The following is a 22,531-nucleotide window of genomic DNA, read 5'->3' as shown; positions in this document are numbered from 1 at the left end:
GGCTGTTGGGAGTTGCTGTTAGTCGAAGATGGACGAGCCGCCGTCGAAACGGCGCGGCAGGCGGGCCTGGTTGTCCTCCGGGGTGGGGTGTTCGCGGCCATCGGCAATCGCATCCACTTCATCCGCACCCAGGCTGGAGTGGTCAATGGTGCCGCGCGCCTCGCTGGTGCTGCGGCTCGGCATGACAACCGGTTCGGTGGGTCGCTGGATGGTGGGCGCATCGAGGGAATCATCGCGGTCCGGGACAGCGGTAGGCCCGGTAGGTTCGGGCTGCGGGGGCTGCGGGATGTCGCGGCTCGGGTCGAGTTCATCGACGCGCAGGACCTGTGTCGCCTCAGAGCGCGGCGGAAGGACGCGGGCGGCATTAGCCAGCAGGGCTAGCGGTTCCAGCAACTCCTCCCACTCCGCGCTACGGGCATGTTTGGTGGTTTGGGCAAGAACCCACTCCCCTTCCATCCACACGGCGGTCACTGCGGTGGGTAGGCGGTGTAGCGCCGCGCTGACGCGAGGATCGATGAGGCGCTGGCCCACGCCGGCATCGGAGGCGAAGACTTCAAACCCTTCCTCCTCACGCACGTACACCAGATCCTCGGACGAGTTGTCCACTGTCTCCCCTGCCCGGCGGAAATCAACCACGATATCGGAGGCCGCGCCGGTGCGCATGGCCATGACCGGGATAGTTCCCATATCGAAAAGCAGGGTCTCGTGGCCGCGGAAGTTTCCGGCCACGATGTCCCTGGGCTCCTGGCCGCGGGCGGCCGCGCCGCGGCTCCACTCATCGGCCAGGTAAGAATCATGCTTGGCGTACTCCCAGCCGCGCTGCTGGCCAAAGGCCTTGCGCTCGCGGCGGGCGCTGCCCGGCACGAAGTACTTGGCGCGCTCTGCACGCTCCGCAAAGCTGCGCGATGCAGCCTGCGGTTCAGTGAGTTCGTTCGGCTCTGCGGTGAGTTCCTCGGGTTCTTCAGGCTCCTCGGGCTCGTTGGGCTCAGCAACGGGTTCCGGCTCTGCGGTGAGCTCGGGCTCCGGGGTGGAGGCAACCGGCTTGGCGTCGACTGCCGCGTTGTCAGCCGTATCGGCAGCGGCGTTGTCAGCGGGGTCGCCGGCGGAGAGAGCGGTGCGCTGGCGCTGGTCCAGCCAGAGCACGATGAGACCAGCCACGAGCGCGACGGCGGCTAGGGATAAGAGTACGAAAGGCATCACTGATCGACTCTAATCGCCCGGCGCGCCCGATCCGCGCTGACGCGCTGGTCACGCACAGGTTTGGGCGCACACCTGGGTAGCGGGTGCGGGTGCTAGACGTGCTCGCGGTCGCCGCGCTCCACCGGGTTCTTCGGGTTGGCTGACCACTGCGACCAGCCACCCACGAAGTGGCGCAGGCCGGTAAAGCCCACGTACTCCAGCACGGCGATGGTGAGCGCGGAGTGGTTGCCGGAGCCGGAGTAGATGATGGCGCCGTCCACGTTTTCCTTGGTCACGCCGTGGTCGTCGAGGATCTCCAAGATCTCCTCCTTGGACTTCCACACGGTGATGTCTTCCGTGTGGAAGAGGCGCTCCGGAAGGTTAACCGCGCCCGGGATGTGGCCGGCCTTCAAGTCGAGGTTCTCGCGGCGGCCGGCGAAGCGGTTGCGCGTGCGAACGTCGAGAAGCAGGCCGTCGTGTTCCTTAACTTCATCGATGGTGACCGTGGGCATTGACCCCGTCGTCACTTTAAAGTCCGAGGGCATGCCCAAGTTGCCGGGACCGGTCAGCGTGGGCAGTGACTGGGCGCGCCAGTTGGACAGGCCGCCATCGAGAATGCGGACGTTGCGGATGCCGGCCCAGCGCAGTGTCCACCACGCACGGCCGGCGAAGAGGCCGCGGCCTTCGTCGTAAACAACGACCTCGCTGTCTTCATCTAGGCCCCAATGATCGATCCACTCTTGAATCTTCTCAGGCTTTGGGAGGGGGTTGCGCCCGGCCTTGGAGCCGGGCAGGCCCACGAAGGCAGAGGCAGCGTCCGCGTACTGGGCGGTCGGAATGTGCAGGGAGGAAAATTGATTGAAGGCCTCGCCTTCCCCTGGAGCCCAGAGGGAGGCAAGGATGGTTGTCTTGTCACCGCGGTAAATCTTCTCACTCAACTCGTGAGGGGAGATCAAAATGCTCATGCCCCTAGATGATAGGGGCATGAGTGGGTGCTGGCGACCGTTGAGCGCCATTGGCGCTCAACGATTGAAGCGGTTTAGTCGGTGCGGGCAGCTAGCTCGAGGTGCTCGCCACCGTCGGCCACGTCGACGTGCACGGTATCGCCGTCCACGATGTCACCGGCCAGCAACTTCTTGGCCAGCTGGTCACCGATGGCCTGCTGGATCAGGCGGCGCAACGGGCGGGCACCATAGGCCGGGTCATAACCACGCTCGGCCAACCACAGCTTGGCGGCGTCGGAGACCTGCAGCGTCAGGCGACGGCCGGACAGGCGCTCGGCCAAGCCCTTGAGCTGGATGTCCACGATGCCGGAGAGCAGATCCGAGGTGAGCGGCTCAAACATCACGACGTCATCAAGGCGGTTGATGAACTCCGGCTTGAAGCTGCGCTTGACGGCCTCCATGACCTCTTCCTTGGTGCCGCCGGCACCCAGGTTCGAGGTCAGGATGATGACCGTGTTGCGGAAGTCCACGGTGCGGCCCTGCCCATCGGTCAGGCGGCCCTCATCGAGCACCTGGAGCAGCACGTCGAAGACATCCGGGTGGGCCTTCTCAACTTCGTCGAAAAGCACCAGCGTGTAGGGGCGGCGGCGCACTGCCTCCGTGAGCTGGCCGCCGGCATCGTAGCCCACGTATCCCGGAGGGGCACCGACAAGGCGGGCGACGGAGTGCTTCTCACCGAACTCGGACATGTCGATGCGTACCATGGCGGATTCATCGTCAAAGAGGAAGTCCGCCAGAGCCTTCGCCAGCTCCGTCTTACCCACGCCAGTGGGGCCCAGGAAGAGGAAGGAACCGGTCGGGCGGTTCGGGTCAGCCACACCGGCGCGGGCGCGGCGCACGGCGTCGGAAACCGCGGTGACGGCTTCCTTCTGGCCCACCACGCGCTGTCCCAGCACGGATTCCATGTTGAGCAGCTTCTCGGTCTCTCCCTGCAGCATCTTGCCGGCCGGGATGCCGGTCCAGGCGGAGACGACCTCCGCGATGGTGTCCGGGGTGACTTCCTCGCTGAGCATGGTGTTGTGCTGCTGCGCGGCCTTCTCCTCGGCGGCGGCCAGGTCCTTCTCCAGCGGCGGGATCTTGCCGTAGTTGATCTCGGAGGCCAGGGCTAGGTCACCATCGCGCTCCGCAATCTCTGCCTGACGGCGCAGATCCTCCAGCTGTTCCTTGATGGTCTGCACGTCATCGATGGCCTTCTTCTCATTGGCCCAGCGGGCCTTGAGCTCACCGAGCTTTTCGCGCTCATCAGCCAGCTCCTGCTGGAGGGCGGTCAGACGGTCCTTCGAGGCCGCGTCCGATTCCTTCTTCAGGGCCAGCTCCTCAATCTCGAGGCGGCGCACGACGCGCTCCAGCTCATCAATCTCCTGCGGGGAGGAGTCAATCTCCATGCGCAGGCGGGAGCCAGCCTCATCGACTAGGTCGATGGCCTTATCCGGCAGGAAGCGGTTGGTGATGTAGCGGTGCGAGAGCTCCGCAGCAGAGACCAAGGCCGAGTCCTGGATGCGCACGCCGTGGTGCACCTCGTAGCGCTCCTTGAGGCCACGGAGGATACCGATGGTGTCCTCCACGGAAGGCTCGGCGGCGTAGACCTGCTGGAAGCGGCGCTCCAGGGCGGCGTCCTTTTCGATGTACTTGCGGTACTCGTCGAGGGTGGTAGCACCGACCAAGCGGAGCTCGCCGCGGGCCAGCATCGGCTTAATCATGTTGCCAGCATCCATCGAGCCTTCGCCCGTAGCGCCAGCGCCGACGATGGTGTGCAGCTCATCGATGAAGGTGATGATCTGCCCGTCGGAAGCCTTAATTTCATCGAGGACGGCCTTGAGGCGCTCCTCGAACTCGCCGCGGTACTTCGCGCCGGCGACCATGGAGCCAAGGTCCAGGCTCAGCAACGTCTTGCCCTTGAGGGATTCCGGTACGTCACCGGCCACGATGCGGCGGGCCAGGCCCTCCACGATGGCGGTCTTACCTACGCCGGGCTCACCGATGAGCACCGGGTTATTCTTCGTGCGGCGGCTAAGAACCTGGACCACGCGGCGGATCTCCTGATCGCGGCCAATCACCGGGTCAATCTTGCCCTCGCGGGCGCGGGCGGTGAGGTCCGTGGCGTACTTCTCCAGGGCCTGGAACTGTTCCTCGGGGTTCTCCGAGGTCACCTTGGCCGCACCGCGCACCGAGGGGAAAGCGCCCTTGAGTGCGTCATAGGTAGCGCCGCGGGAGGTCAACAGTTCAGCAGCATCAGACTTGGAGCCTGCAATAGCTGCGAGCAGAACCTCGGTGGAAACGAACTCATCGCCGAGCTCACCGGCCAGCTCCTGGGCGCGGGTGAGGACGTTGAGGGCGTCGCGGTTGAAGTTCGGGTTCGCCATGTTGGCGCCCTCGGCCTTGGGGAGGGCGTCGATAAGCTGGCGCGCCTCCTTGAGAACCGTCTCCGGGTCCACACCGGTGGCCTTGAGCACCGGGGCGGCAATGCCGTCCTTCTGCTCGAGGATGGCTGCTAAGAGGTGTGCCGGGCGGATGTCCGGGTTACCGTTGGCGGAGGCCGTCTGCAGCGCTTGCTGCAGGGCCTCCTGAGTTTTAGTGGTGGGGTTAAAAGAACTCATTGTTGTGTTTCTCCGTTTCTACTATTTATCCAAACCTCCCTGCGGCTACAGCAGGGAAGGAAGCTTCACTGTCTATAACGCTACAGAACTTGAGTCTGTTCCACTCAACTAGAACTTTTTTAGATCTTTCACCCCCGCCGGGTTGAGCATGGTCCGCTCAAGTCTACGGTGCGCGTCTTTTTGCCCGACTGAGGCCAGGGGCGGGTAAGCAACGCCACTCTTGGCGCTGTTCTTGGCGCTGCTGCTTGGTGGGGTTCGGCGGTGGGGTGGGATTGGTCCGCACTACATTGGCAATAAGGGAAGTCAGGGGGTCCCTGCACAAGGCATGTCGATGACGACACGCAGACGTTGCGCCGCGAGGCTTTCTGCGCGGCGCGGATTGCAAGGGATTGCCCGCGGTGCCAGTGGGCAGGGCTAGGGGTTAGCTACCGCCGCTTCCTGGGGAAGGCCGTACTTAAACGATGCTAAGACGACGGCCGCCACGGAGTAGTAGAGCGACCACTTCTCGTCGAGGTCGATGTTGCGGAATTCACCTACCGAGGCCAGGTGACACATGCCGTCGGCACCGGCCCACAGGATGAAGTTCTTGATGTAGACCAGACGGTCCTCCGGCTCGTGGCCGGCTTCCCGCAGGGCCTCACGGGCAAAACGCATCAGCAGCGCGAAGGATTCGCTCATCTGGGTCTGCTCCTCGCCGTCCTCACTCAGCGGGACAACGGAGCCAGACGCTGCACCGATGCAGGCGCTGTAGCGCTCTGGATGCTCCACCGCGTAATGAAAATAGGCCACCGCTACGCACAGGAGCTTATCGACGGCCGAGGCCCCCTCCTGCTGCCGTTCCAAGAGGTAGAGGATGCCGTCCACGAGTTCACGGTCGGTCTCCTGCTCGACGGTTTCACGTAGAACGAAGTCATTGTCCGCCAGAGAGGCGACGAAAACATCAGAAACACCGAAGTACTCGGCGACGTTCTCGATGGTCACCGACTGCATGCCAACCCACGCCGCCAGCTGGATGGCGCGCTCCACGACGGCCGCGCGGGCCTGCTCCGCGGGAAGCTCTGTCAGATCCTCGATGGCGGTAATGTCCAGGGAAAGGTCCCGGTCCGGCGTGAAGCCACTCAGCAGTGCGCGGTACTCCTGCATCGGGTGGCGCAGATCAGGAAGCTCCAACGTCTCGGCCGTCATAAAAAGGGTTCCAATGAGCGCCTTGCACACCTCGCGCAGGTTAAAGCGCCGCACCACCGAATGCTGGTGCCGCAGCACGCCAAGGACGCTCAAGTGGGCCATGCCGTGGACGGTGGCCCAGCTGGCAACGCTCAACTTTGCCAAGGTCTGGGGGCACACGTCCGGCCCGACCTCAAGCTGTGCATCGTCCGCGATGAGCGCGATGTTGTCATAGATCAGATCCAGCGCGCGGTTGCCCGATCTGTTTCCCTGCAAGAGGGACTGCCACTCATCCTCAAAGACGCAGCCCTTCTGCTCAAACAGGTAGCGAAAAAGCTCCGGTTCACGCTCGGCGTACTCGTAATAGGCCTCCGTGAAGGTGGTCAGCTTGGTGAACAGATCAGCGTAGCCAGGAGCGGCGTCGAGCGTCTCCTCCAAAAACTTGACCTTGCGCTCGGAGGCATAGTCCGGGATGGCGGCAACGATCTGCTCACGATCCGAGAATTCCGCGCGAACCTCGGCGGGAGTAACCTCCGCGAGCCTCGCCACCGACTCCACGGTAATTGCCTCATCACCCTGCGCGGCGCCAATGTGAAGAGCAGACTCGAGGATGACCTCACGAGGTGAGTCTTCATAAAGAAAATGCATATGGATTCCTAAGCCTGCGCACACTGAGGGAAAGAAAAAGAGAGGCTGCGAGAGCGCCACGCTGACAGCTTCCTGAATTTTAGCCTTTTTCTTCTCACAAGAGCAATGCAAGCTGAGATTCATTTCGCACTACTACTCAGGACTTGCTTAAAACGAGAAAACCCTCAAGCCATAAGGCTGAGGGTTTTCACGTGCTAGCAGGTCAGCGTCTACTTCGATGAACCGACGTGCCCGATGCCTTCCTTGAAGATGGTGCCGCGCGGCGGCATCATGCCGCTGAACTTGAAGACGAGGTAAATAACCACCGCGATACCCAGGGAGATCCAGCCGAAGCCGGCGGTAAAGCCGTACATCACCGACAGCGGCGCGATGATGGTCCAGGAGATCTCGAAGGGGCCGAAGCCAATGTAGGCCATGCCATACTCCGACAGTGTGCCGGACTTGAGCTTCGGGTCCACGATCTTGAGGATCGCAATGCCGGTAGCCACCGTAGCCGTGGCCCAGCCCCAGCCGAAGATACCGCGCTCGATCCAGCGCTCGCCGAAGAACTCGGCGGGGAACCACATGAGGAAGAATGCGCAGTAAATGGTGCCCAAGACGAAGAGCAGGAGAAGAGCCTGCCAGTAGGCGGCCACGGCGGCCGGCACAATGGCGGCCACGCCGAAGGCAATGAGGTAGTCGGTTGCCGCACCGGACACCGAGCTCACCGTGTCCTTATCCAGGTAATCCTTGGCGCCCACCATGTTCATCACTGCACGGAAGAGCAGGCCCACAACCATGGACATAGCGAACAGCGGGATGGAGACGTTCTCCCACACGGAGGCGATCCCTTTGTTAATGCCATAGGCGGTCATCACGGTCAGGGCGATGAATCCCACGTGGAGGGTGATGGGCTCGATGGCGGAGGGGTTCGTCGTAGCGCGGCCCAGCGAGGGGCGATCCTCCAGGCGCGAGATGTAGCCGCGGCGCAGTTCCTCCGGAAGCTCCTTCGGAACGTGGGAGACCTTGCCCTTACGAATACCCCAGTTACCGGCGACGATACCGCCAATGATGGCGGCCAGCGTACCCACGGTCGCGGAGGTAAAGCCTAGGGAGGCTGCGGCATCTGCACCCACGCCTTCCAGGGCACTGCCAACAGCCGCCGCGGTACCGAAGCCACCCGTGAAGCCGACGGGCAGCATCATGCCGAACCAGTCCGGGGTGTCGAAGGCCGGCTTGAACAGGAGAAGACCCAAAACAATGAACAGGCCCCACTGGCCGGTGAACATCATGGTGGAGTAGCCCCACATATTGCGGGCACCCTTGCCCATGTTGCCGCCCATCTCCATAGAGTAGGCCATGGAGGCGAAGACTACGGCGATGAGCAGCGAGGTGTAATCACCAAGATTGTCGGAGAAACCGATCCAGCCCAAGACATTAGGGCCTAAGAGCAGGCCGAGTAGACCTGCCGTGATGGGGGCAGGCAAGAGCAAATCCTGAAACACGAACTTGATCTGGTGGCGCAGAACGTTGCCGATAACCATGAGCAAAGAAATCCAGCCCACGTCGGTCATGATTGTGAACGCAGAGAATTCTTCCATGCGAAAACTTCCTTCCATGCCGCCCACGGCGGCGTCCTTGAGACGAGACTCACCCTCTTTCGGGAAATGATCCGTTGATTACACTACAACTCCCTTCCCGCTTTTCCACCCCTGGCATATAACCCTAGGGTGATGTAGCTCTACCCCCAGGGGCTAGGATGGGCGGGCATGAGGGAACTGGGTGAGCACCTACGCAACCACGCGGAAGACTATCGCGATGCAGTACACAGGCACTTTTTCGCCACCGTGGCCGAGTCCCGCCAAGTCTTTGCCCTGTCGATGAAGGACACGCACCCCTCCATGGCCCCGGCGCTGGCGTGGGTGCTGGAGAATGTGGAGGGCGATGAGGTACAGGGGGACGTCGCTCAGCGCCTGGCACGCATGGGCCGTGATCATCGCCGCCACGGTTTCCCCCCTGAGGTCTATCCGAAATTCGAGGCATCGCTCGTTCACGGTCTGGAGGTTCTGGGGCTCACCCCGTATCAGTACGACGTCGCCACGCGCACCATTTCCCAGGTGTGCTCCATCATGCGCGCCGCGGCGCAGGAGGCGGACTCGGATGGTGTTCCCCCTGCCCACAGCGCCCAGGTGGTGGCTGTTGACAAGCCGAACCGGCGCACCGCAGTGGTCCGGTTGGAATCGGGCGTGGCGCTGGATTACCGCGCAGGGCAGCACGTCCCGGTGACGTCTCAGCTCACGCCCGGCACCTGGCGTCCGCTGACCCCGGCGGCACCCCCGGAGGACTCAGGACAGCTGACATTCCACCTCGCGCTGGCCGGTGAGGCCTCCTCCATGCTGGCCAAGGCGCAGCCGGGTGATTGGTGGACGCTGGGCGCGCCCGCCGGTGAGCCGCCGCGACTGGATGACACGACGACATTGATTTCCTTCGGTACCGGCTGGGCGGGCGCGCGGGCGCTGCTTCTCGACGGCCTAGCGAACGGCCTTCCCTCCGGCCTCCAGGTCTATGCCGCAGCACCTTCGCCAGGTGAGCACTATGACACAGAATTTCAGGCTAACCTGCAGGCCTTGGTTCCGAAGCTGAAGCTGCGCCACATCGTCCGGGATGACCAGGACCCCTGGTTGCTCGGCGCACAACCAGCGGCCCACGGGTTTGCCCCCGTAGTGGCCAAGGAGCCGATGGACCCGGTGCTCGCTGAGGGAACCGACCGCCGCTTCGTGCTCATTGGTCCCGCCGACCGCGTTGAACTAGCCCAAGCGGCCCTGCTTTCGGGCGGCGTTAAAGAGGAGGCAATAACCACGGATAGCTGGCAGCGTGGCCACGAGTGGGCGGCCTCCGCTGCGGAGCTCGACGGCTGGGGCGATGACTGGGAAGCCTGGGCGGCGTGGAAGAAATCCCAGTGGGCCTAAGCGCTTAGGCGTCCAGGACGGGGAGGGACTGGCGGACCTTTGCCACGGTGTCTGGGTCCACCTCACCGTAGAGGATTTCCGGCTCGTAGCCGGCCTCGGCACGGCGTGTGCCGTCCGGTGCCACGAGGACGGAATGCCCGATACCAGTCGGCCCGGAGGCCTGCCCAGCCTTGGCCTCGCCGCCGGGGCGCGCCTGGCCAGCCGCCAGGATGTACGTCGTGGAATCGAGAGCCCGCGCTGCGCTGAGCAGGCGCCACTGTTCCAGCTTGCCCGGGCCATCCGCCCAGCTGGTGGGCACGACGATGAGCTGGGCGCCCCGGCGGGCGAGTTCCTTGAACTGCTCGGGGAAGCGGATGTCATAACAGGTGGCCACGCCCACGGTGAGGTCCCCGGCCTCGAAGGTAACGAGTGATTCACCCGGCCGGACGGTATCGGATTCCTTGTATTTGAAGGCATCGTAGGTGTGGATTTTCTCGTAGCCGCTGAGGACTCCGGGCCCAGCGATGAGCGCGACGTTCGCCACGCGGTTGATGGTTTTCTCACCGCGCTCGACGGTATCCGCCGGGGCGAACATTCCCAGGACCACGTACACGCCGAGTTCTTCCGCTAGGGCGCGCACCGCGGTGGCGGTGGGGCCATCGAGCCCCTCCGCGTTCGTATCGAGGCGCCCGGAATCGAAGCTTTGGGTGGTAGCTTCCGGCAGGACGATGAGCTGCGCGCCGTTATCCGCGGCTTCCTGGATCTTGTCGAGCGCCACGGCGAGGTTCTTTTCAACGTCCCCGGTGCTGGTCAATTGAACTGCTGCTACCTTCATGCGGCCCACGGTAGACGAGCCCGGACTAGTTATCCACAGATTTCGCGGATTCAGTGTCGCAGTCCTTTACTGCGGGTGGGCTGCTGGCGCAGTCTCGATGCTATGAACCATCTCGCCATTGACCGCGGTACCCGCCAGCAGATCCGCTCACTCTTCGACCATTCCTCCCCCACCGCGTTGCCCTCCGTGCGGCAGCCTCCCCGGACCGCACGTGCTTTGGAGATTCTCGGCGCGCGGTGGGAGGAGTTACGAAGGCTCAGCGAGAGTGCGCGGCGAGCACAATTGGAGGAGCTGGACCGCTTCGTGGGTGTGGCCCAGGATGTCGATGTGGAGCTTTCTTCTTTCTTGGGAGACACCCAATGAGCGCAGCAGCGGCATTGCGTGCGGAAGCTTACCGTTTGGAGGATTACGCCGTTGAGCTGTCCCGATATATCGATGCCTCGCACCATCATTGGGTAGCGCTAGCGATTTCTGGGGCGGCCGCAGACGCAGCGCGCGGCACCCTCCACAGCGCCACCGATGCACTGCGGGGGCCGGCGCAGCAGATGCGCGTGGCGGCACGCATCGTGAGCCTTTATGCGCCGTTGATGGAGCAGATTGAACACCTGCGCGCCCGCGCCCTTCGGCTCGCTGTGGTTCCCGCTCTAGCGGAGCCCGTCAGCGCGGTACTGGGGCACCTCGACACGCTGGCCGATGCCCTCGACTGGGCCTGCGCCCGTCAGCTGAGCGCCTTGTGCACCCCGGAGCTGGGTGAGCCGCCGACTCGCCTGGAGGATTTCAGCGAGTTATCGCTAGAAGAGCTGCACGAGGTCCAGCTGACCATGGCCAGCGAGGAGGTCCGCTCCCTGGTTGCAGCTAATCCGGACCTCACCGTGCTGGAGGCCAGTCCCGGACGGCTGGTGGTGCTCGTCGACCCAGAGAATCTCGGCACGCACGCGGCCCAAGTCAGCACGTTTGTGAGCGGGGTCGGCTCCTCCGAGCCTGGCAGCTGGCCCACCGCCGTGGAGCGCGCCCGCGCCATCGCCCACGCCACGCACGGGCCCGCCGTGGCGTGGATTGGCTATGCTGCTCCCTCGTCGCTGTCCCGCGCGGCACACGAGGAGCCGGCGCGCCGCGGCGCTACTGAACTCATCCGCTTCCAGCGTGCCCTGCGGCAACGCTTCCCTGGTGCCCAGCACATGGTGATCGGCTACTCCTATGGTTCCGTAGTGGCGGGCAAGGCTGCGCAGCAGGACTATGTTGCGGATGACGTCGTTCTCGTCGGCAGCCCGGGTGCCTCCGTGGCTCACGCCTCGCAACTGCACGGCCGGGTTTGGAGCGCACGCAACGCCGAGGATCCGATCGCCGCCACCACCGGACCGCGCGGCGGCATCCACGGCCCAGATCCCTCCTCCCCTGCCTTCGGCGCCACCGCGGTGCCGGGCGCGAGCGGGCTACCGGGCGATCATGGCTCCTATTGGAAAGACCCCGCATTTCTGCGGGGTCTGGGGGCCATAGCCAGCAGGTATTAGAACAGGCCAGCCTGCTCCTCAGAGTAGGACACCAGCATGTTCTTGGTCTCCTGGTAGTGAGCGAGCATCATGAGGTGGTTCTCGCGGCCGATGCCGGATTCCTTGTAGCCACCGAAGGCACTGTGAGCGGGGTACACGTGATAGTGGTTGACCCACACGCGGCCGGCCTGGATTTCGCGGCCGGCGCGGTAGCAGGTGTTCTGGTGGCGCGACCACACACCGGCGCCGAGGCCGAAGTTGGTGTCGTTGGCAATCTGGATGGCTTCCTCGAAGTCCTTGAACGTAGCCACGGAGAGCACCGGACCGAAGATTTCCTCGCGGAAGATGCGCATGTCATTGGTTCCACGAAAGACGGTCGGCTCAATGTAGTAGCCGTTCTCCAGGCCTTCCACCTTGTTCACGTGGCCACCGATGAGGGTTTCCGCACCTTCCTTCGGGCCGATCTCGAGGTATTCGGTGATCTTGTCCATCTGCTCCTGGGATGCTTGCGCGCCCATCATCGTTTCGGTGTCGAGCGGGTGACCGATCTTGATCTTCTTCACGCGCTCCACGGCCATCTCCAGGAACTTGTCCGCGATGTCCTCGTGGATGAGCGCGCGCGATGGGCAGGTGCAGACCTCACCCTGGTTGAGGGCGAACATGACGAAGCCCTCGACGCACTTCTCCAGGTAAGCATCGTCCTTGTCCATGATGTCCGCGAAGAAGATAGACGGCGACTTGCCGCCGAGCTCCAGGGTGACCGGAATGACCTTGTCCGCAGCCGCCTTGTTGATGATCTTGCCCACCGGGGTGGAGCCGGTGAAGGCAATCTTGGCGATGCGGTCCGAGGTGGACAACGCCACGCCTGCTTCCTCACCTACACCATTGACGATGTTGAGCACGCCCTTCGGCAGGAGGTCCTCAATGATCTCAATGAGCAGCAGGATGGAGGCCGGGGTCTGCTCGGCGGGCTTCATCACGATGGTGTTGCCCGCAGCCAGCGCCGGCGCGATCTTCCACGCTGCCATGAGCAGCGGGAAGTTCCACGGGATAATCTGGCCCACAACGCCCAGCGGCTCGTGGAAGTGGTAAGCCACAGTGTCCTGGTCAATCTGCGACAGGCGGCCCTCCTGCGCGCGGATGGCGCCGGCGAAGTAGCGGAAGTGGTCGACCGCCAGCGGGATGTCGGCGGCGAGGGTCTCGCGCACGGCCTTGCCGTTCTCCCAGGTCTCCGCGACGGCGATCTTTTCCAAGTTCTCCTCGATGCGGTCAGCGATGCGGTGCAGCAGAAGCGCGCGCTCTGCCGGGGTGGTCTTACCGAAGGTCTCGAAAGCCTTCTCCGCAGCGTCAATGGCCAGGTTGATATCCGCCTCCTTGCCGCGGGCAACCTGGCAGAAGACCTCACCGGTAACCGGGGTGATGTTGTCCATGTATTCGCCGTCGAGCGGCGGTACCCACTCGCCGCCGATGTAGTTGTCGTAGCGCTCGCGGTAGTTGACGATGGCGTCTGCGGTTCCGGGGTTAGCGTACAAAGTCATGGTCATCGCACCTTTCTTGTTGTCTTAAGGGTTTCCGTTGCGCCTTCACCAGTGGTTCACTGGACACATTCTCCAAGGAATGTGACAGGCCACACAACGTTGGGTGCGAGTGTAGCGCTATTTTTCAACAAACTCACGTTTTCTACAGGGAAAGCTTTTTCTTCTGGACGGTTGCCGCCAGAAAAAGTGCCCGAGTTGCCAAAGATCATGCCCACAACTGCTCTGGCCCGTGGATCTTTGGCAACTCGGGCACTTATCAAGTGAAGAGTGCGGAGCCTCAGGCCGACTGGCTCAAAACGAAAAGAACCCCCTCCCTGAAGGAGGGGGAAGTGCCTAGCTGTCCCGGCGGCGGTTGCGCCGCGGCGTCCACATCACCACGGAGGTAGAACGCGGTACGTGAACCAGCTCGCCGCGCGATGGCCGCGCTTGGCTGCGCAGGCGCTCGACCTCCGCCTGCAGCTCATCGCGCTCGGCGGCGAGGCGGTCCCGCTCCGCGGTCAGTTCGATGATGGATTTGATGCCGGCCAGATTCACGCCATCATCTTGCGAGAGCGTCTGAATCTTGCGCAAGAGCTCGATGTCGCTCTCGGAATAGCGGCGCCCACCCCCGGAGGTGCGGGCTGGGGAGACCAGCCCCATCCGGTCATAGGTGCGCAATGTTTGAGCGTGCATGCCGGATAGTTCCGCGGCAACAGAGATGACGTACATCGCCTTGGGCTGGGCCGCATCGGTTCGATTTGTGTCGTCCTTGCTCATCTCACACCTCCTTCTAGCGTGTCACCGTGTTGCCGGCCCAGCCAGCACGCGGATCGAAGCCGGAGTCCTTCTCCGCCTGTGCGTAGCTGCGCAGCGCCGAGGAGGCCGCGGCATCCAGCGTGGAGGGCACGGTGACCTGCACGGTCACCATGAGGTCGCCGGCCTTGCCGCCACGCTTGACTACGCCGCGGCCCTTGACGCGCAGCGTGCGCCCGTCGGGCGTTCCCGCCGGTACCTTGACGCGCACGGGCGAATCGAGGGTCGGCACCGTAATGGTGTCACCCAAGGCCAGCTCCGCAAAGGAGACGGGGACGGTGACGTGTAGGTCATCGCCTTCCCGAGTGAAGACCTTGTCGGGCTTCACCGTGACCGCTACGAAGAGATCGCCGGACGGGGTGCCGTTCGGCCCCGCTTCGCCCTGGCCAGCCAGGCGCACCTTTTGCCCATCGATGACCCCGGCGGGGATACGTACCGTAATCGAGCGGGTGCGGTGTACCGTTCCGGTGCCAGAGCAATCCACACACGGATCCTCCGCGCGCTGGCCGGTGCCCCCACAGTCGGTACACGGCGCCGAGAAACCGAAGGAGCCGCGCTGTTCCGAGGTGAACCCGGTGCCATCACACGTCGAGCACGTCGACAGCTTGCCGGTCTTCGAGCCGGAACCGTGGCACGTGGTACAGGGGGCTTCGCCGCTCAACTGCAGCGGGATGGTGGTCCCCTTGGCCGCCTCGCGGAAGTCGAGGGTTATGTGCGTTTCGACGTCGGCCCCCCGCGACGGCCGAGCTGTGTGGCCAGCACCACCGCCGCGGTTGAAAACGCCACCGAAGATATCCCCCAGACCGCCGCCTTGAGACGCTCCTCGAGCGGATCCTCCGAAGATGTCCGAGAGGTCGAAGTCTTGCGCACCCGGTCCACCCATGTGCGTGGATCGAAACCCGCCGGGAAACCCGGCGCCTCCTCTCCGTCCAAAGCCGCCGCCGCGCATCATGGCCTTGAACTCGTCATAGTCCTTGCGGGTAGCTTTATCAGACAGCACATCATAGGCTTCGGCCACCTGCTTGAATTTCTCCGCCGCCGCGGGATTATCCGGGTTGGCGTCGGGGTGATTCTGGCGGGCCAGCTTGCGGTACGCGTGCTTAATTTCTTCAGCGGTAGCGGATGAGGAGACCCCCAGATCCGCGTAATAATCCTTGTCTGCCCATTCTGGCTTAGCGTTCACTGGGCATCTCCTCCTTTCAGGAGAATCGTTAATCGGTTGGGTTTAAAGATTTTTTGCTAAGTAAAAATGCTAACTAAGTAGTGAAAAGAACAGTGGCGCCAAGGAATACTCAAACCCTGACGCCACCTGCGATGCCTATTCTGCGTTATCCGGGCTGTCCGGACCGTCAGCGGCATCGGCTGACTCGGCGGGGTCGGCGATAATCACCATGGCGGTGCGCACAACGCGCTCGCCCACCGTGTAGCCGCGGCGCAGAACCGTGCCGATGACCTGCTCGTCACCGGTGGACAGGTCCTGAACTGCCTCGTGCACCTCGGGGTCGAAGGCATCGCCCTCGGCACCGAACGGGGTCAGCTGGTTGTTGGTCAGCACGCCCGTGAGCTTGTCCGCGATGGCCTTGAGCGGGCCCTCGTTGAGGTCACCGTGCTGGCGTGCGAGCTCCAGGTCATCAAGGATAGGCAAGAAGTCTGCCAGGACCTTGGCCTTGGTGGTCTCGATCACGGCCTGGCGGTCGCGCTCAGTGCGGCGGCGGTAGTTGGTGTACTCCGCGTTGAGGCGCTGCAGGTCCTCGGTGCGCTCAGCCAGCTGAGCCTCCAGGGAATTCTCTGCGACGGTGTCCTCACCAGCGGCCGCTTCTTCGGTGATGTCGCGGGCGGCATCCTCAACCGCGGCCTCTGCCTCAGCGGTGTTCGCGGTGGCAGCATCGGCCTGCGCCTCAGCAGTGTTCGCCGTGGCGTCATCCACGGCACCGTCGGCAGAAGCAGCCTCGGCGGCGGCAGCCTCCGCAGCCTCAGCGGAGGTTGCCTCAGGGTCGGTATTGGCCGGGTTGCCTGGGTCCTGAGGGGAGGTCATGGTTTACTTCTCCTTGTTCTCGTCGTCCTCGTCGACAACCTCGGCGTCGACGACGTTCGGGTCACCAGCGGTCTCGCCAGCAGCGGCACCCTCGGCGCCTGCCTCAGCAGCCTGCGCCTCGTACAGAGCCTTGCCCAGCTCCTGGGACTCGGTGCCGAGCTTCTCGACGGCCGACTTAATCGCCTCAATGTCATCACCCTTGAGGGCCTCATCGACGGCATCGGCAGCCTCGGTCACGCGGGTCTTGAGGTCCTCCGGCAGCTTGTCGGCGTTCTCATCCATGAACTTGCGGGTCTGGTAGGAGGTGGATTCCGCCTGGTTGCGGGTCTCCTGCTCCTCGCGGCGCTTCTTGTCCTCCTCGGCGTGAGCCTCGGCATCCTTGACCATGCGGTCGATCTCCTCCTGGGACAGGCCGGAACCATCCTGAATCTTGATGGTGTTCTCCTTGCCGGTGGCCTTGTCCTTAGCAGAGACGGAGACGATGCCGTTGGCGTCGATGTCGAAGGTGACCTCAATCTGCGGTACGCCGCGCGGTGCCGGGGCGATGCCGCCGAGCTCGAAGGAGCCGAGCAGCTTGTTGGCGGAAGCCATCTCACGCTCGCCCTGGTAGACCTGAATCTGCACGGAAGGCTGGTTGTCATCAGCCGTGGTGAAGGTCTCGGACTTCTTGGTCGGGATGGTGGTGTTGCGCTCGATGAGCTTGGTCATCACGCCACCCTTGGTCTCGATGCCGAGGGAGAGCGGGGTGACGTCGAGAAGCAGCACGTCCTTGACCTCACCGCGCAGCACGCCTGCCTGGAGAGCAGCGCCGACTGCCACGACCTCGTCCGGGTTCACGCCCTTGTTCGGGTCCTTGCCGGTCATTTCCTTCACCAGGTCGGACACAGCCGGCATACGGGTGGAGCCACCGACGAGAACCACGTGGTCAACCTGGGACAGGGACAGGCCAGCATCCTTGATAACCTGGTTGAACGGCTCCTTGGTGCGGTCCAGCAGGTCCTGGGTGATCTTCTGAAACTCGGTGCGGGACAGGGTCTCATCCAGGAAGAGCGGGTTCTTCTCCGCGTCCACCGTGATGTACGGCAGGTTGATGTTGGCGGACTGGGAGGAGGACAGCTCAATCTTGGCCTTCTCCGCAGCCTCGCGCAGGCGCTGGACGGCGCGCTTATCCTTGGTCAGGTCAACGCCCTGGGAAGCCTTGAACTTATCCACGAGCCAGTCGACGATGCGCTGGTCCCAGTCGTCACCACCGAGCTGGTTGTCACCAGCGGTAGCCATAACCTCAACCACTCCGTCACCGATCTCCAGCAGGGAGACGTCGAAGGTACCGCCACCAAGGTCGAAGACCAGGATGGTCTGCTCCTGCTCGCCCTTCTCCAGGCCGTAGGCCAGTGCAGCGGCGGTCGGCTCGTTAACAATACGCAGGACGTTGAGGCCTGCGATCTGGCCGGCCTCCTTGGTGGCCTGGCGCTGGGAGTCCTCGAAGTAAGCCGGGACGGTAATAACGGCGTCGGTAACGTCCTCACCCAGGTAAGCCTCGGCGTCGCGCTTGAGCTTCATGAGCGTGCGGGCCGAAATCTCCTGCGGGGTGTACTTCTTGTCATCAATGTCGATGGTCCAGTCGGTGCCGATGTGGCGCTTGACGGAGCGGATGGTGCGGTCAACGTTGGTGACCGCCTGGTTCTTAGCGGACTGGCCGACGAGGATTTCGCCGTTCTTAGCGAAAGCCACGACGGACGGGGTGGTGCGGGAACCCTCCGAGTTAGCGATAACGGTGGCCTCGCCACCTTCCAGAACGGATACGACCGAGTTGGTGGTACCGAGGTCAATTCCTACTGCGCGTCCCATAATCTTTTCTCCTTGCTTGTTGGGGTTTGTTCTTAAGTTGATAGTGCGCGACTCAACTTCCGCCGCGTTCAGGGTTGAACTCTAACAGAAGCGGCACCCATTGTCATCCAAACCTGAGCGCCGGTCACTCAACCTACACAACGCGGGCAAACCCAAAGTTGTTCCCGATCCACTCAACTTTTTTTAATTACCGCCCACACGCTGGGAAAACAAAACCGGTTTGGCGGAAACTCACCCCACAGGGACGATTGCTGGCTCACCGTCCACATCTACAACGCGGACTGTCAGCCCATAGAGTTCCTCAATAAGGGCAGGGGTAATGACGTCGCGCGGCACGCCCGCGTCCCACACCTTTCCATCTTTCATCGCCACGACGCGATCCGCATAGCGCAATACATGCGCCAAGTCATGAATGACCGCAATGAGGGTTTTGTTTCCTGCCAGCTGTCGCATCAGCCGCATGAAGGAATGCTGGTATCCGATGTCAAGAGCGCTCGTTGGCTCATCCAAGAAGAGCACAGGCGTTTCCTGGGCGAGGGCCATAGCCAGCCAAGCACGCTGACGCTGACCACCAGACAACGCCGCTACCTCGGCCGTCTCCAGTTCTTCAAGGCCTACCTTTGCTAGCGCGCGACTAACAGCACGCTCGTCCTCCCGACTCCTCCACCCCATAAATCCTTGGTGGGCGAAGCGCCCGCGCGCGACCAGTTCCCTGACATTGATCCCTTCGGGAGCTATGGATTGCTGCGACATCACGGCGACGCGCCGAGCGTAGCTTCGCCGAGAGAATGCGGCTGCATCTTGTTCGCCAATGCGCACCGCGCCCGCGTTCGGTGTTTCCAACCGCGCCAACACCTTGACCAAAGTGGATTTTCCACAACCATTGGGACCGATAATGGCAGTGAATTTCCCGGCCGGAAAAGACACATCCACCGAGTCGAGAATTAGCGGGGCAGTCCTCCCGTAGGACATGCTCACCCCCTCAGCCCGCACGCTCGGCGCACCGTCACATACTTTTTGCTGGTTCACTTTACTGACCTTTCATTCCGGCAGCTCGGGATTGCCACAGCAGCAGACCCGCCAGATAGATGCCACCGGCGCACACCGTAATAAGACCGGCAGGCAGAGTAATTGGGAAAAACAGTCGCTGCCCTGCTAAGTCGGCAGCGAGCAAGAAAAGAGCACCGAGGACTCCAGAGAGCAACACCGGTGTCCTGTCTGGACGCGAGAGCAACCGAGCCATATGCGGGGCCGCGAGGGCGATAAATGAGATTGGACCCGCTATCGCCGTCGATACAGCGACAAGAACTGTGCCAACCAGAACCATCACCACACGTGCACGACTCACGTTCAACCCCAACGCACTCGCCGCGCTATCCCCCAGGGCAAGCGCGTCGCACCAGCCACGCAGCAGCAACCCAGCGACGCACGCCGCGCCTCCCAGCACCCCCAATGGAATAACTCGTGCCCAGGACACAGCATTCAATGTTCCAGCAGCCCAAGTCGCCGCGCCTAAGGATTGCTCCAACTCACCGCTAAGAATCAACCACTTGTTTATTGCTGAAAGAAAGAACGTCACTCCAATCCCCACCACAATCAGTCTTGCTCCCGTAAGCCTTCCTGCAAATGAAAGCCCCATGATGAGTAACGCAGTGAGAGCCCCACCCACCAATGCGCCTAGCGCAATGTTGAACGCGGAGCTAAAGCCCGCCAAGGAAACCGCGATGACACCGGTATAGGCACCGGTATTAAACCCGATGATGTCGGGCGACCCCAGAGGATTGTGAGTAAGGATCTGAAAGATGGCGCCCGCTATGCCCAAACACATTCCTACGACAATCGCAGCAACCACCCGCGGAGCACGCCATTGCCACACGACGGTGGCCGCAAAGTCAGTGCTATTGGGATTCGTAGCCACGGACCACAACGCTGCGCTTTCTTGCCCGGCACCAGGCGAGAAGAGCGAATAGGCAGCAATAGCCAGCGCGACGATCACAATGCCCGTAAAGGACAAAACACTTCTCACGCTCACAATCACAGCCTCCTTCCAGCGCGATGGGACAGCGCAATCAATACTGGGGCACCAATGAGCGACACCGTGACGCCAGCCGGCAACTCAGCAGCAGTGAGGTAGCGCCCCACAATATCGGCTCCCAACAAAAACAAAGGCCCCACCACGGCAGCGGCGACAAGCTGTGCCCGTTCTTCATATATCCCGCACAGCCTGACAACATGCGGGATGACTAATCCGACAAATACAATCACCCCCGCCGCTGCGGTAGCGGTAGCAGCCAACACTGTTACCGCCGCGACAAGTCCCAAACGAGTCAGTTTGAGGTTGATACCGAGACCCGCCGCAACGTCATCCCCCAGAGCAAGGGGCGGCAAATGGCGCGCAAAGGCAATCAGCAGCACCACACCAACTGCTAACCCGCCGGCTGTAATCGCCACCGGTGTCCACGAGGCCACGTCAACAGAGCCCGTCACCCACGCGCGGATACGTGCAAAAGAGTGCGGATCTACCAGGATGAGAGCGGAGGAAAGCCCTTCACATACCGCCCCGATGGCTACACCTGCAAGAATCAGTCTCAGCGGATCAACATCGCCAGCTCTGCCACGCCCTACCGCGGTGACCAGCAGCATGGTCACTGCCGCACCGATGATGGCTGCGAGCGAAAAAGCAAAAGGTGATTGCCACCCCCACCAGCCCAGAGCAATGGCCGCGGCCAAGCTGGCGCCTACGTTAATCCCGAAAACTCCGGTATCTGCCAAAGGGTTGCGCGTCATAATCTGCAGAACTGCACCAGCGAGAGCCAAAGCACAGCCCGCACAAACGGCCACGAGAGTACGGGGAAGCCGCCTCTCCCACACGATCGAGGAAGCTATACCAGGCTGACCTCGAAGGGCGGCCAACACGTCACTGAAAGGAATGCTGCGCGCCCCCAACGCCAGCGACAGCCCCACGCCGATACAGAGAATGGCAAGGCCAGCAACTACTACCCGACCAAGACGCCGAGTATTTCCCTTTCCGGTGTGCACCCCCTGCTCAATCACCAACACCACCCAAACACCTTCATACGCTCACGTTTCCTTAGCTTGACCTAATTTAGGTTAGGCTACCTTTTATGACTACTCGAAAGAAAATCGCGTCTCACATCCCACTCCTCCGCCTTACCGCTGTTGGCCTTACCGCAGCGCTAGCTCTCACCGGTTGCGCCAGCCTCGAAAACGCCGATTCAAACACCGGCGGGTCCAGCTCATCCTCTCCAGCAGAGAAGGAAACAGGAAAATCCAACTCCGCCGCAGGAAATGACTCCGTGGCAACTGGTGGCGAGGGCTTTGCTGGAGCCAGAGAGAAGACCCAATCCTTTGGCAGCGATGCAGCTCCCGGCCAGTTCCCCCGCACCGTCACACATGCCCGTGGTACGACCGAGCTCAAAGAGAAGCCTCAACGAGTAGTCGTTCTCGAAAGCGGCGAGCTCGACTCCGTCCTTGCCCTTGGCATGAAGCCAGTCGGCATGACCACGTCTAAGGGTCAGAACCCCGTCCCCGATTACATGGCCGACAAAGCAAGTGACATCGAAACGGTAGGCACGATCAACGAAGTCAATATGGAAAAGATCGCCTCACTACAACCGGACCTCATCATCGGCTCGCAGCTGCGCATGGATAAGTATTATGACCAATTCAGCTCCATCGCGCCTACCGTTTTCTCGATTCGCCCTGGGTACACTTGGAAAGAAAACTTCCACCTGATCGGTGAAGCCCTCGGCGAGGAAGAGCGCACCGAACAAGTCATGGCCGACTACGACAAGAAGATCGAAGAAGTAAAGAAGGTCATTAAGGACGGGCCAGCTAGCGAAGACACCACCGTCACCATTCTGCGCTTCATGCCGGGCAAAGTACGCCTCTACGGGCGCCTTTCACTCATTGGAACGGTGCTTGATGACGCCGGCCTCGCCCGCCCCGCCAACCAGGACATCGAAGAGCTCGCTGCAGAAATCTCACCGGAGAACATTGACCAAGCGGACGCCGACTACATCTTCTACTGCAGCTACGGAGATCCCTCCGCCACCGGCCAAGACACCGCCATTTCCACTGCGGCGTTCCAGCAGCTTCCAGCGGTTAAAGACGGCCATGCTATCGAGGTCAGCGACGATACGTGGGCACTCGGCCTAGGTCCAATGGGCGCACAGAAGATCGCGACAGATCTCACGGAGTATCTCAGTCACTAACACGGGGGTAGCAACCTCCCCTCAAAACAACACCTGTGGGATTGACTCACCCCAACATAAGGGGCTAGCTTTCATATAAGCGAGATGGGTTACATGTCTGCACCCACTGTGTGGCGGACCATGTTAAAGGCGCCTATTTTTCGCTGGCCCGGCCAAGCCACCGCTTGGCCGTTTCCCCACGCAAGAAGGGTGGTCACATATGAATGCTTACTTCATTAGACAGCGTCGTTCTTCCGACC

Annotated in this window: 18 protein-coding genes; 4 read left to right on the top strand and 14 right to left on the bottom strand. The window is 62.3% G+C overall.

Annotated features, from left to right (window positions below):
- Positions 1-18: 18 nt before the first annotated feature.
- The 5 genes from HMPREF2565_RS08770 to HMPREF2565_RS08750 all read right to left on the bottom strand — a co-directional run bounded on the left by HMPREF2565_RS08770 (position 19) and on the right by HMPREF2565_RS08750 (position 8,172).
- Positions 19-1,197 carry a type III secretion system chaperone family protein gene (locus HMPREF2565_RS08770; RefSeq protein ID WP_071407171.1) on the bottom strand — a complete coding sequence of 393 codons (1,179 nt, stop codon included), beginning with the start codon at positions 1,195-1,197 and terminating at the stop codon, positions 19-21.
- A gap of 95 nt (positions 1,198-1,292) precedes the next feature.
- The gene (locus HMPREF2565_RS08765; protein ID WP_071407170.1) at positions 1,293-2,144 is read right to left on the bottom strand and encodes a sulfurtransferase; all 852 of its coding nucleotides are present in this window, start codon (positions 2,142-2,144) and stop codon (positions 1,293-1,295) included.
- A gap of 74 nt (positions 2,145-2,218) precedes the next feature.
- The gene (gene clpB / locus HMPREF2565_RS08760; RefSeq protein ID WP_071407169.1) at positions 2,219-4,780 is read right to left on the bottom strand and encodes an ATP-dependent chaperone ClpB; all 2,562 of its coding nucleotides are present in this window, start codon (positions 4,778-4,780) and stop codon (positions 2,219-2,221) included.
- A 414-nt stretch (positions 4,781-5,194) separates the two neighbouring features.
- On the bottom strand, positions 5,195-6,592 hold the full coding sequence (locus HMPREF2565_RS08755) for a TetR/AcrR family transcriptional regulator (protein ID WP_071407168.1): 1,398 nt from the start codon (positions 6,590-6,592) through the stop codon (positions 5,195-5,197).
- Positions 6,593-6,801: 209 nt separating this feature from the next.
- Entirely contained in the window at positions 6,802-8,172 is a 1,371-nt protein-coding gene (locus tag HMPREF2565_RS08750; RefSeq protein WP_070545877.1) for a sodium/glutamate symporter, read from the bottom strand.
- A 168-nt stretch (positions 8,173-8,340) separates the two neighbouring features.
- Here HMPREF2565_RS08750 and HMPREF2565_RS08745 point away from each other — a divergent pair, with 168 nt between their 5' ends.
- Entirely contained in the window at positions 8,341-9,540 is a 1,200-nt protein-coding gene (locus HMPREF2565_RS08745) for an FAD-binding oxidoreductase (RefSeq protein ID WP_071407167.1), read from the top strand.
- Positions 9,541-9,544: 4 nt separating this feature from the next.
- Here the strand turns inward: HMPREF2565_RS08745 and HMPREF2565_RS08740 are convergent, their stop codons facing one another.
- Positions 9,545-10,354, bottom strand: coding sequence for a carbon-nitrogen hydrolase family protein (locus tag HMPREF2565_RS08740; protein ID WP_049155035.1), 810 nt, complete (start codon positions 10,352-10,354; stop codon positions 9,545-9,547).
- Between the two features lie 102 nt (positions 10,355-10,456).
- On the opposite strand from HMPREF2565_RS08740, the gene HMPREF2565_RS08735 reads away from it, so the two are divergent.
- Complete coding sequence (locus HMPREF2565_RS08735) at positions 10,457-10,717, top strand: hypothetical protein (protein WP_049155037.1); 261 nt, start codon at positions 10,457-10,459, stop codon at positions 10,715-10,717.
- Positions 10,714-11,865 carry an alpha/beta hydrolase gene (locus HMPREF2565_RS08730; RefSeq protein ID WP_071407166.1) on the top strand — a complete coding sequence of 384 codons (1,152 nt, stop codon included), beginning with the start codon at positions 10,714-10,716 and terminating at the stop codon, positions 11,863-11,865. Before HMPREF2565_RS08735 ends, HMPREF2565_RS08730 begins: the two co-directional genes overlap by 4 nt.
- Here HMPREF2565_RS08730 and HMPREF2565_RS08725 read toward each other — a convergent pair.
- The 8 genes from HMPREF2565_RS08725 to HMPREF2565_RS08690 form a co-directional block, all read right to left on the bottom strand.
- Positions 11,862-13,382 (bottom strand): acetaldehyde dehydrogenase ExaC, encoded by a 1,521-nt coding sequence (locus HMPREF2565_RS08725; protein WP_070821139.1) that lies wholly within the window; start codon positions 13,380-13,382, stop codon positions 11,862-11,864. The two genes, HMPREF2565_RS08730 and HMPREF2565_RS08725, sit on opposite strands and share 4 nt — an antisense overlap.
- Positions 13,383-13,715: 333 nt before the next feature.
- Positions 13,716-14,138, bottom strand: coding sequence for a heat shock protein transcriptional repressor HspR (locus tag HMPREF2565_RS08720; protein WP_071407165.1), 423 nt, complete (start codon positions 14,136-14,138; stop codon positions 13,716-13,718).
- A gap of 13 nt (positions 14,139-14,151) precedes the next feature.
- Positions 14,152-15,357, bottom strand: coding sequence for a molecular chaperone DnaJ (gene dnaJ, locus HMPREF2565_RS08715; RefSeq protein WP_071407164.1), 1,206 nt, complete (start codon positions 15,355-15,357; stop codon positions 14,152-14,154).
- A 135-nt stretch (positions 15,358-15,492) separates the two neighbouring features.
- On the bottom strand, positions 15,493-16,209 hold the full coding sequence (grpE, locus tag HMPREF2565_RS08710) for a nucleotide exchange factor GrpE (RefSeq protein ID WP_071407163.1): 717 nt from the start codon (positions 16,207-16,209) through the stop codon (positions 15,493-15,495).
- Positions 16,210-16,212: 3 nt separating this feature from the next.
- The gene (gene dnaK, locus HMPREF2565_RS08705) at positions 16,213-18,057 is read right to left on the bottom strand and encodes a molecular chaperone DnaK (RefSeq protein WP_046647140.1); all 1,845 of its coding nucleotides are present in this window, start codon (positions 18,055-18,057) and stop codon (positions 16,213-16,215) included.
- A 231-nt stretch (positions 18,058-18,288) separates the two neighbouring features.
- Positions 18,289-19,029, bottom strand: a complete 741-nt coding sequence (locus HMPREF2565_RS08700) for an ABC transporter ATP-binding protein (RefSeq protein WP_256375072.1) — start codon at positions 19,027-19,029, stop codon at positions 18,289-18,291.
- 58 nt (positions 19,030-19,087) lie between these two features.
- Positions 19,088-20,095 carry a FecCD family ABC transporter permease gene (locus HMPREF2565_RS08695; RefSeq protein ID WP_232745432.1) on the bottom strand — a complete coding sequence of 336 codons (1,008 nt, stop codon included), beginning with the start codon at positions 20,093-20,095 and terminating at the stop codon, positions 19,088-19,090.
- Entirely contained in the window at positions 20,092-21,021 is a 930-nt protein-coding gene (locus HMPREF2565_RS08690) for a FecCD family ABC transporter permease (RefSeq protein ID WP_232745446.1), read from the bottom strand. Before HMPREF2565_RS08690 ends, HMPREF2565_RS08695 begins: the two co-directional genes overlap by 4 nt.
- A gap of 161 nt (positions 21,022-21,182) precedes the next feature.
- Here HMPREF2565_RS08690 and HMPREF2565_RS08685 point away from each other — a divergent pair, with 161 nt between their 5' ends.
- Complete coding sequence (locus tag HMPREF2565_RS08685; RefSeq protein ID WP_046647137.1) at positions 21,183-22,292, top strand: ABC transporter substrate-binding protein; 1,110 nt, start codon at positions 21,183-21,185, stop codon at positions 22,290-22,292.
- Positions 22,293-22,531: the final 239 nt, after the last annotated feature.

This window comes from Corynebacterium sp. HMSC072A04, from assembly GCF_001809235.1.
GTDB lineage: Bacteria > Actinomycetota > Actinomycetes > Mycobacteriales > Mycobacteriaceae > Corynebacterium > Corynebacterium hiratae.
The sequence above is the reverse complement of the archived record's forward strand: the minus strand, read 5'-3'. Positions and strand labels throughout refer to the sequence as shown.

Coding starts and splice junctions, on each gene's coding strand:
- HMPREF2565_RS08770 (WP_071407171.1), bottom strand. CDS start 1,197: ATGCCTTTCGTACTCTTATCCCTAGCCGCCGTCGCGCTCGTGGCTGGT.
- HMPREF2565_RS08765 (WP_071407170.1), bottom strand. CDS start 2,144: ATGAGCATTTTGATCTCCCCTCACGAGTTGAGTGAGAAGATTTACCGC.
- clpB (WP_071407169.1), bottom strand. CDS start 4,780: ATGAGTTCTTTTAACCCCACCACTAAAACTCAGGAGGCCCTGCAGCAA.
- HMPREF2565_RS08755 (WP_071407168.1), bottom strand. CDS start 6,592: ATGCATTTTCTTTATGAAGACTCACCTCGTGAGGTCATCCTCGAGTCT.
- HMPREF2565_RS08750 (WP_070545877.1), bottom strand. CDS start 8,172: ATGGAAGAATTCTCTGCGTTCACAATCATGACCGACGTGGGCTGGATT.
- HMPREF2565_RS08745 (WP_071407167.1), top strand. CDS start 8,341: ATGAGGGAACTGGGTGAGCACCTACGCAACCACGCGGAAGACTATCGC.
- HMPREF2565_RS08740 (WP_049155035.1), bottom strand. CDS start 10,354: ATGAAGGTAGCAGCAGTTCAATTGACCAGCACCGGGGACGTTGAAAAG.
- HMPREF2565_RS08735 (WP_049155037.1), top strand. CDS start 10,457: ATGAACCATCTCGCCATTGACCGCGGTACCCGCCAGCAGATCCGCTCA.
- HMPREF2565_RS08730 (WP_071407166.1), top strand. CDS start 10,714: ATGAGCGCAGCAGCGGCATTGCGTGCGGAAGCTTACCGTTTGGAGGAT.
- HMPREF2565_RS08725 (WP_070821139.1), bottom strand. CDS start 13,382: ATGACTTTGTACGCTAACCCCGGAACCGCAGACGCCATCGTCAACTAC.
- HMPREF2565_RS08720 (WP_071407165.1), bottom strand. CDS start 14,138: ATGAGCAAGGACGACACAAATCGAACCGATGCGGCCCAGCCCAAGGCG.
- grpE (WP_071407163.1), bottom strand. CDS start 16,209: ATGACCTCCCCTCAGGACCCAGGCAACCCGGCCAATACCGACCCTGAG.
- dnaK (WP_046647140.1), bottom strand. CDS start 18,057: ATGGGACGCGCAGTAGGAATTGACCTCGGTACCACCAACTCGGTCGTA.
- HMPREF2565_RS08700 (WP_256375072.1), bottom strand. CDS start 19,029: ATGTCCTACGGGAGGACTGCCCCGCTAATTCTCGACTCGGTGGATGTG.
- HMPREF2565_RS08685 (WP_046647137.1), top strand. CDS start 21,183: ATGACTACTCGAAAGAAAATCGCGTCTCACATCCCACTCCTCCGCCTT.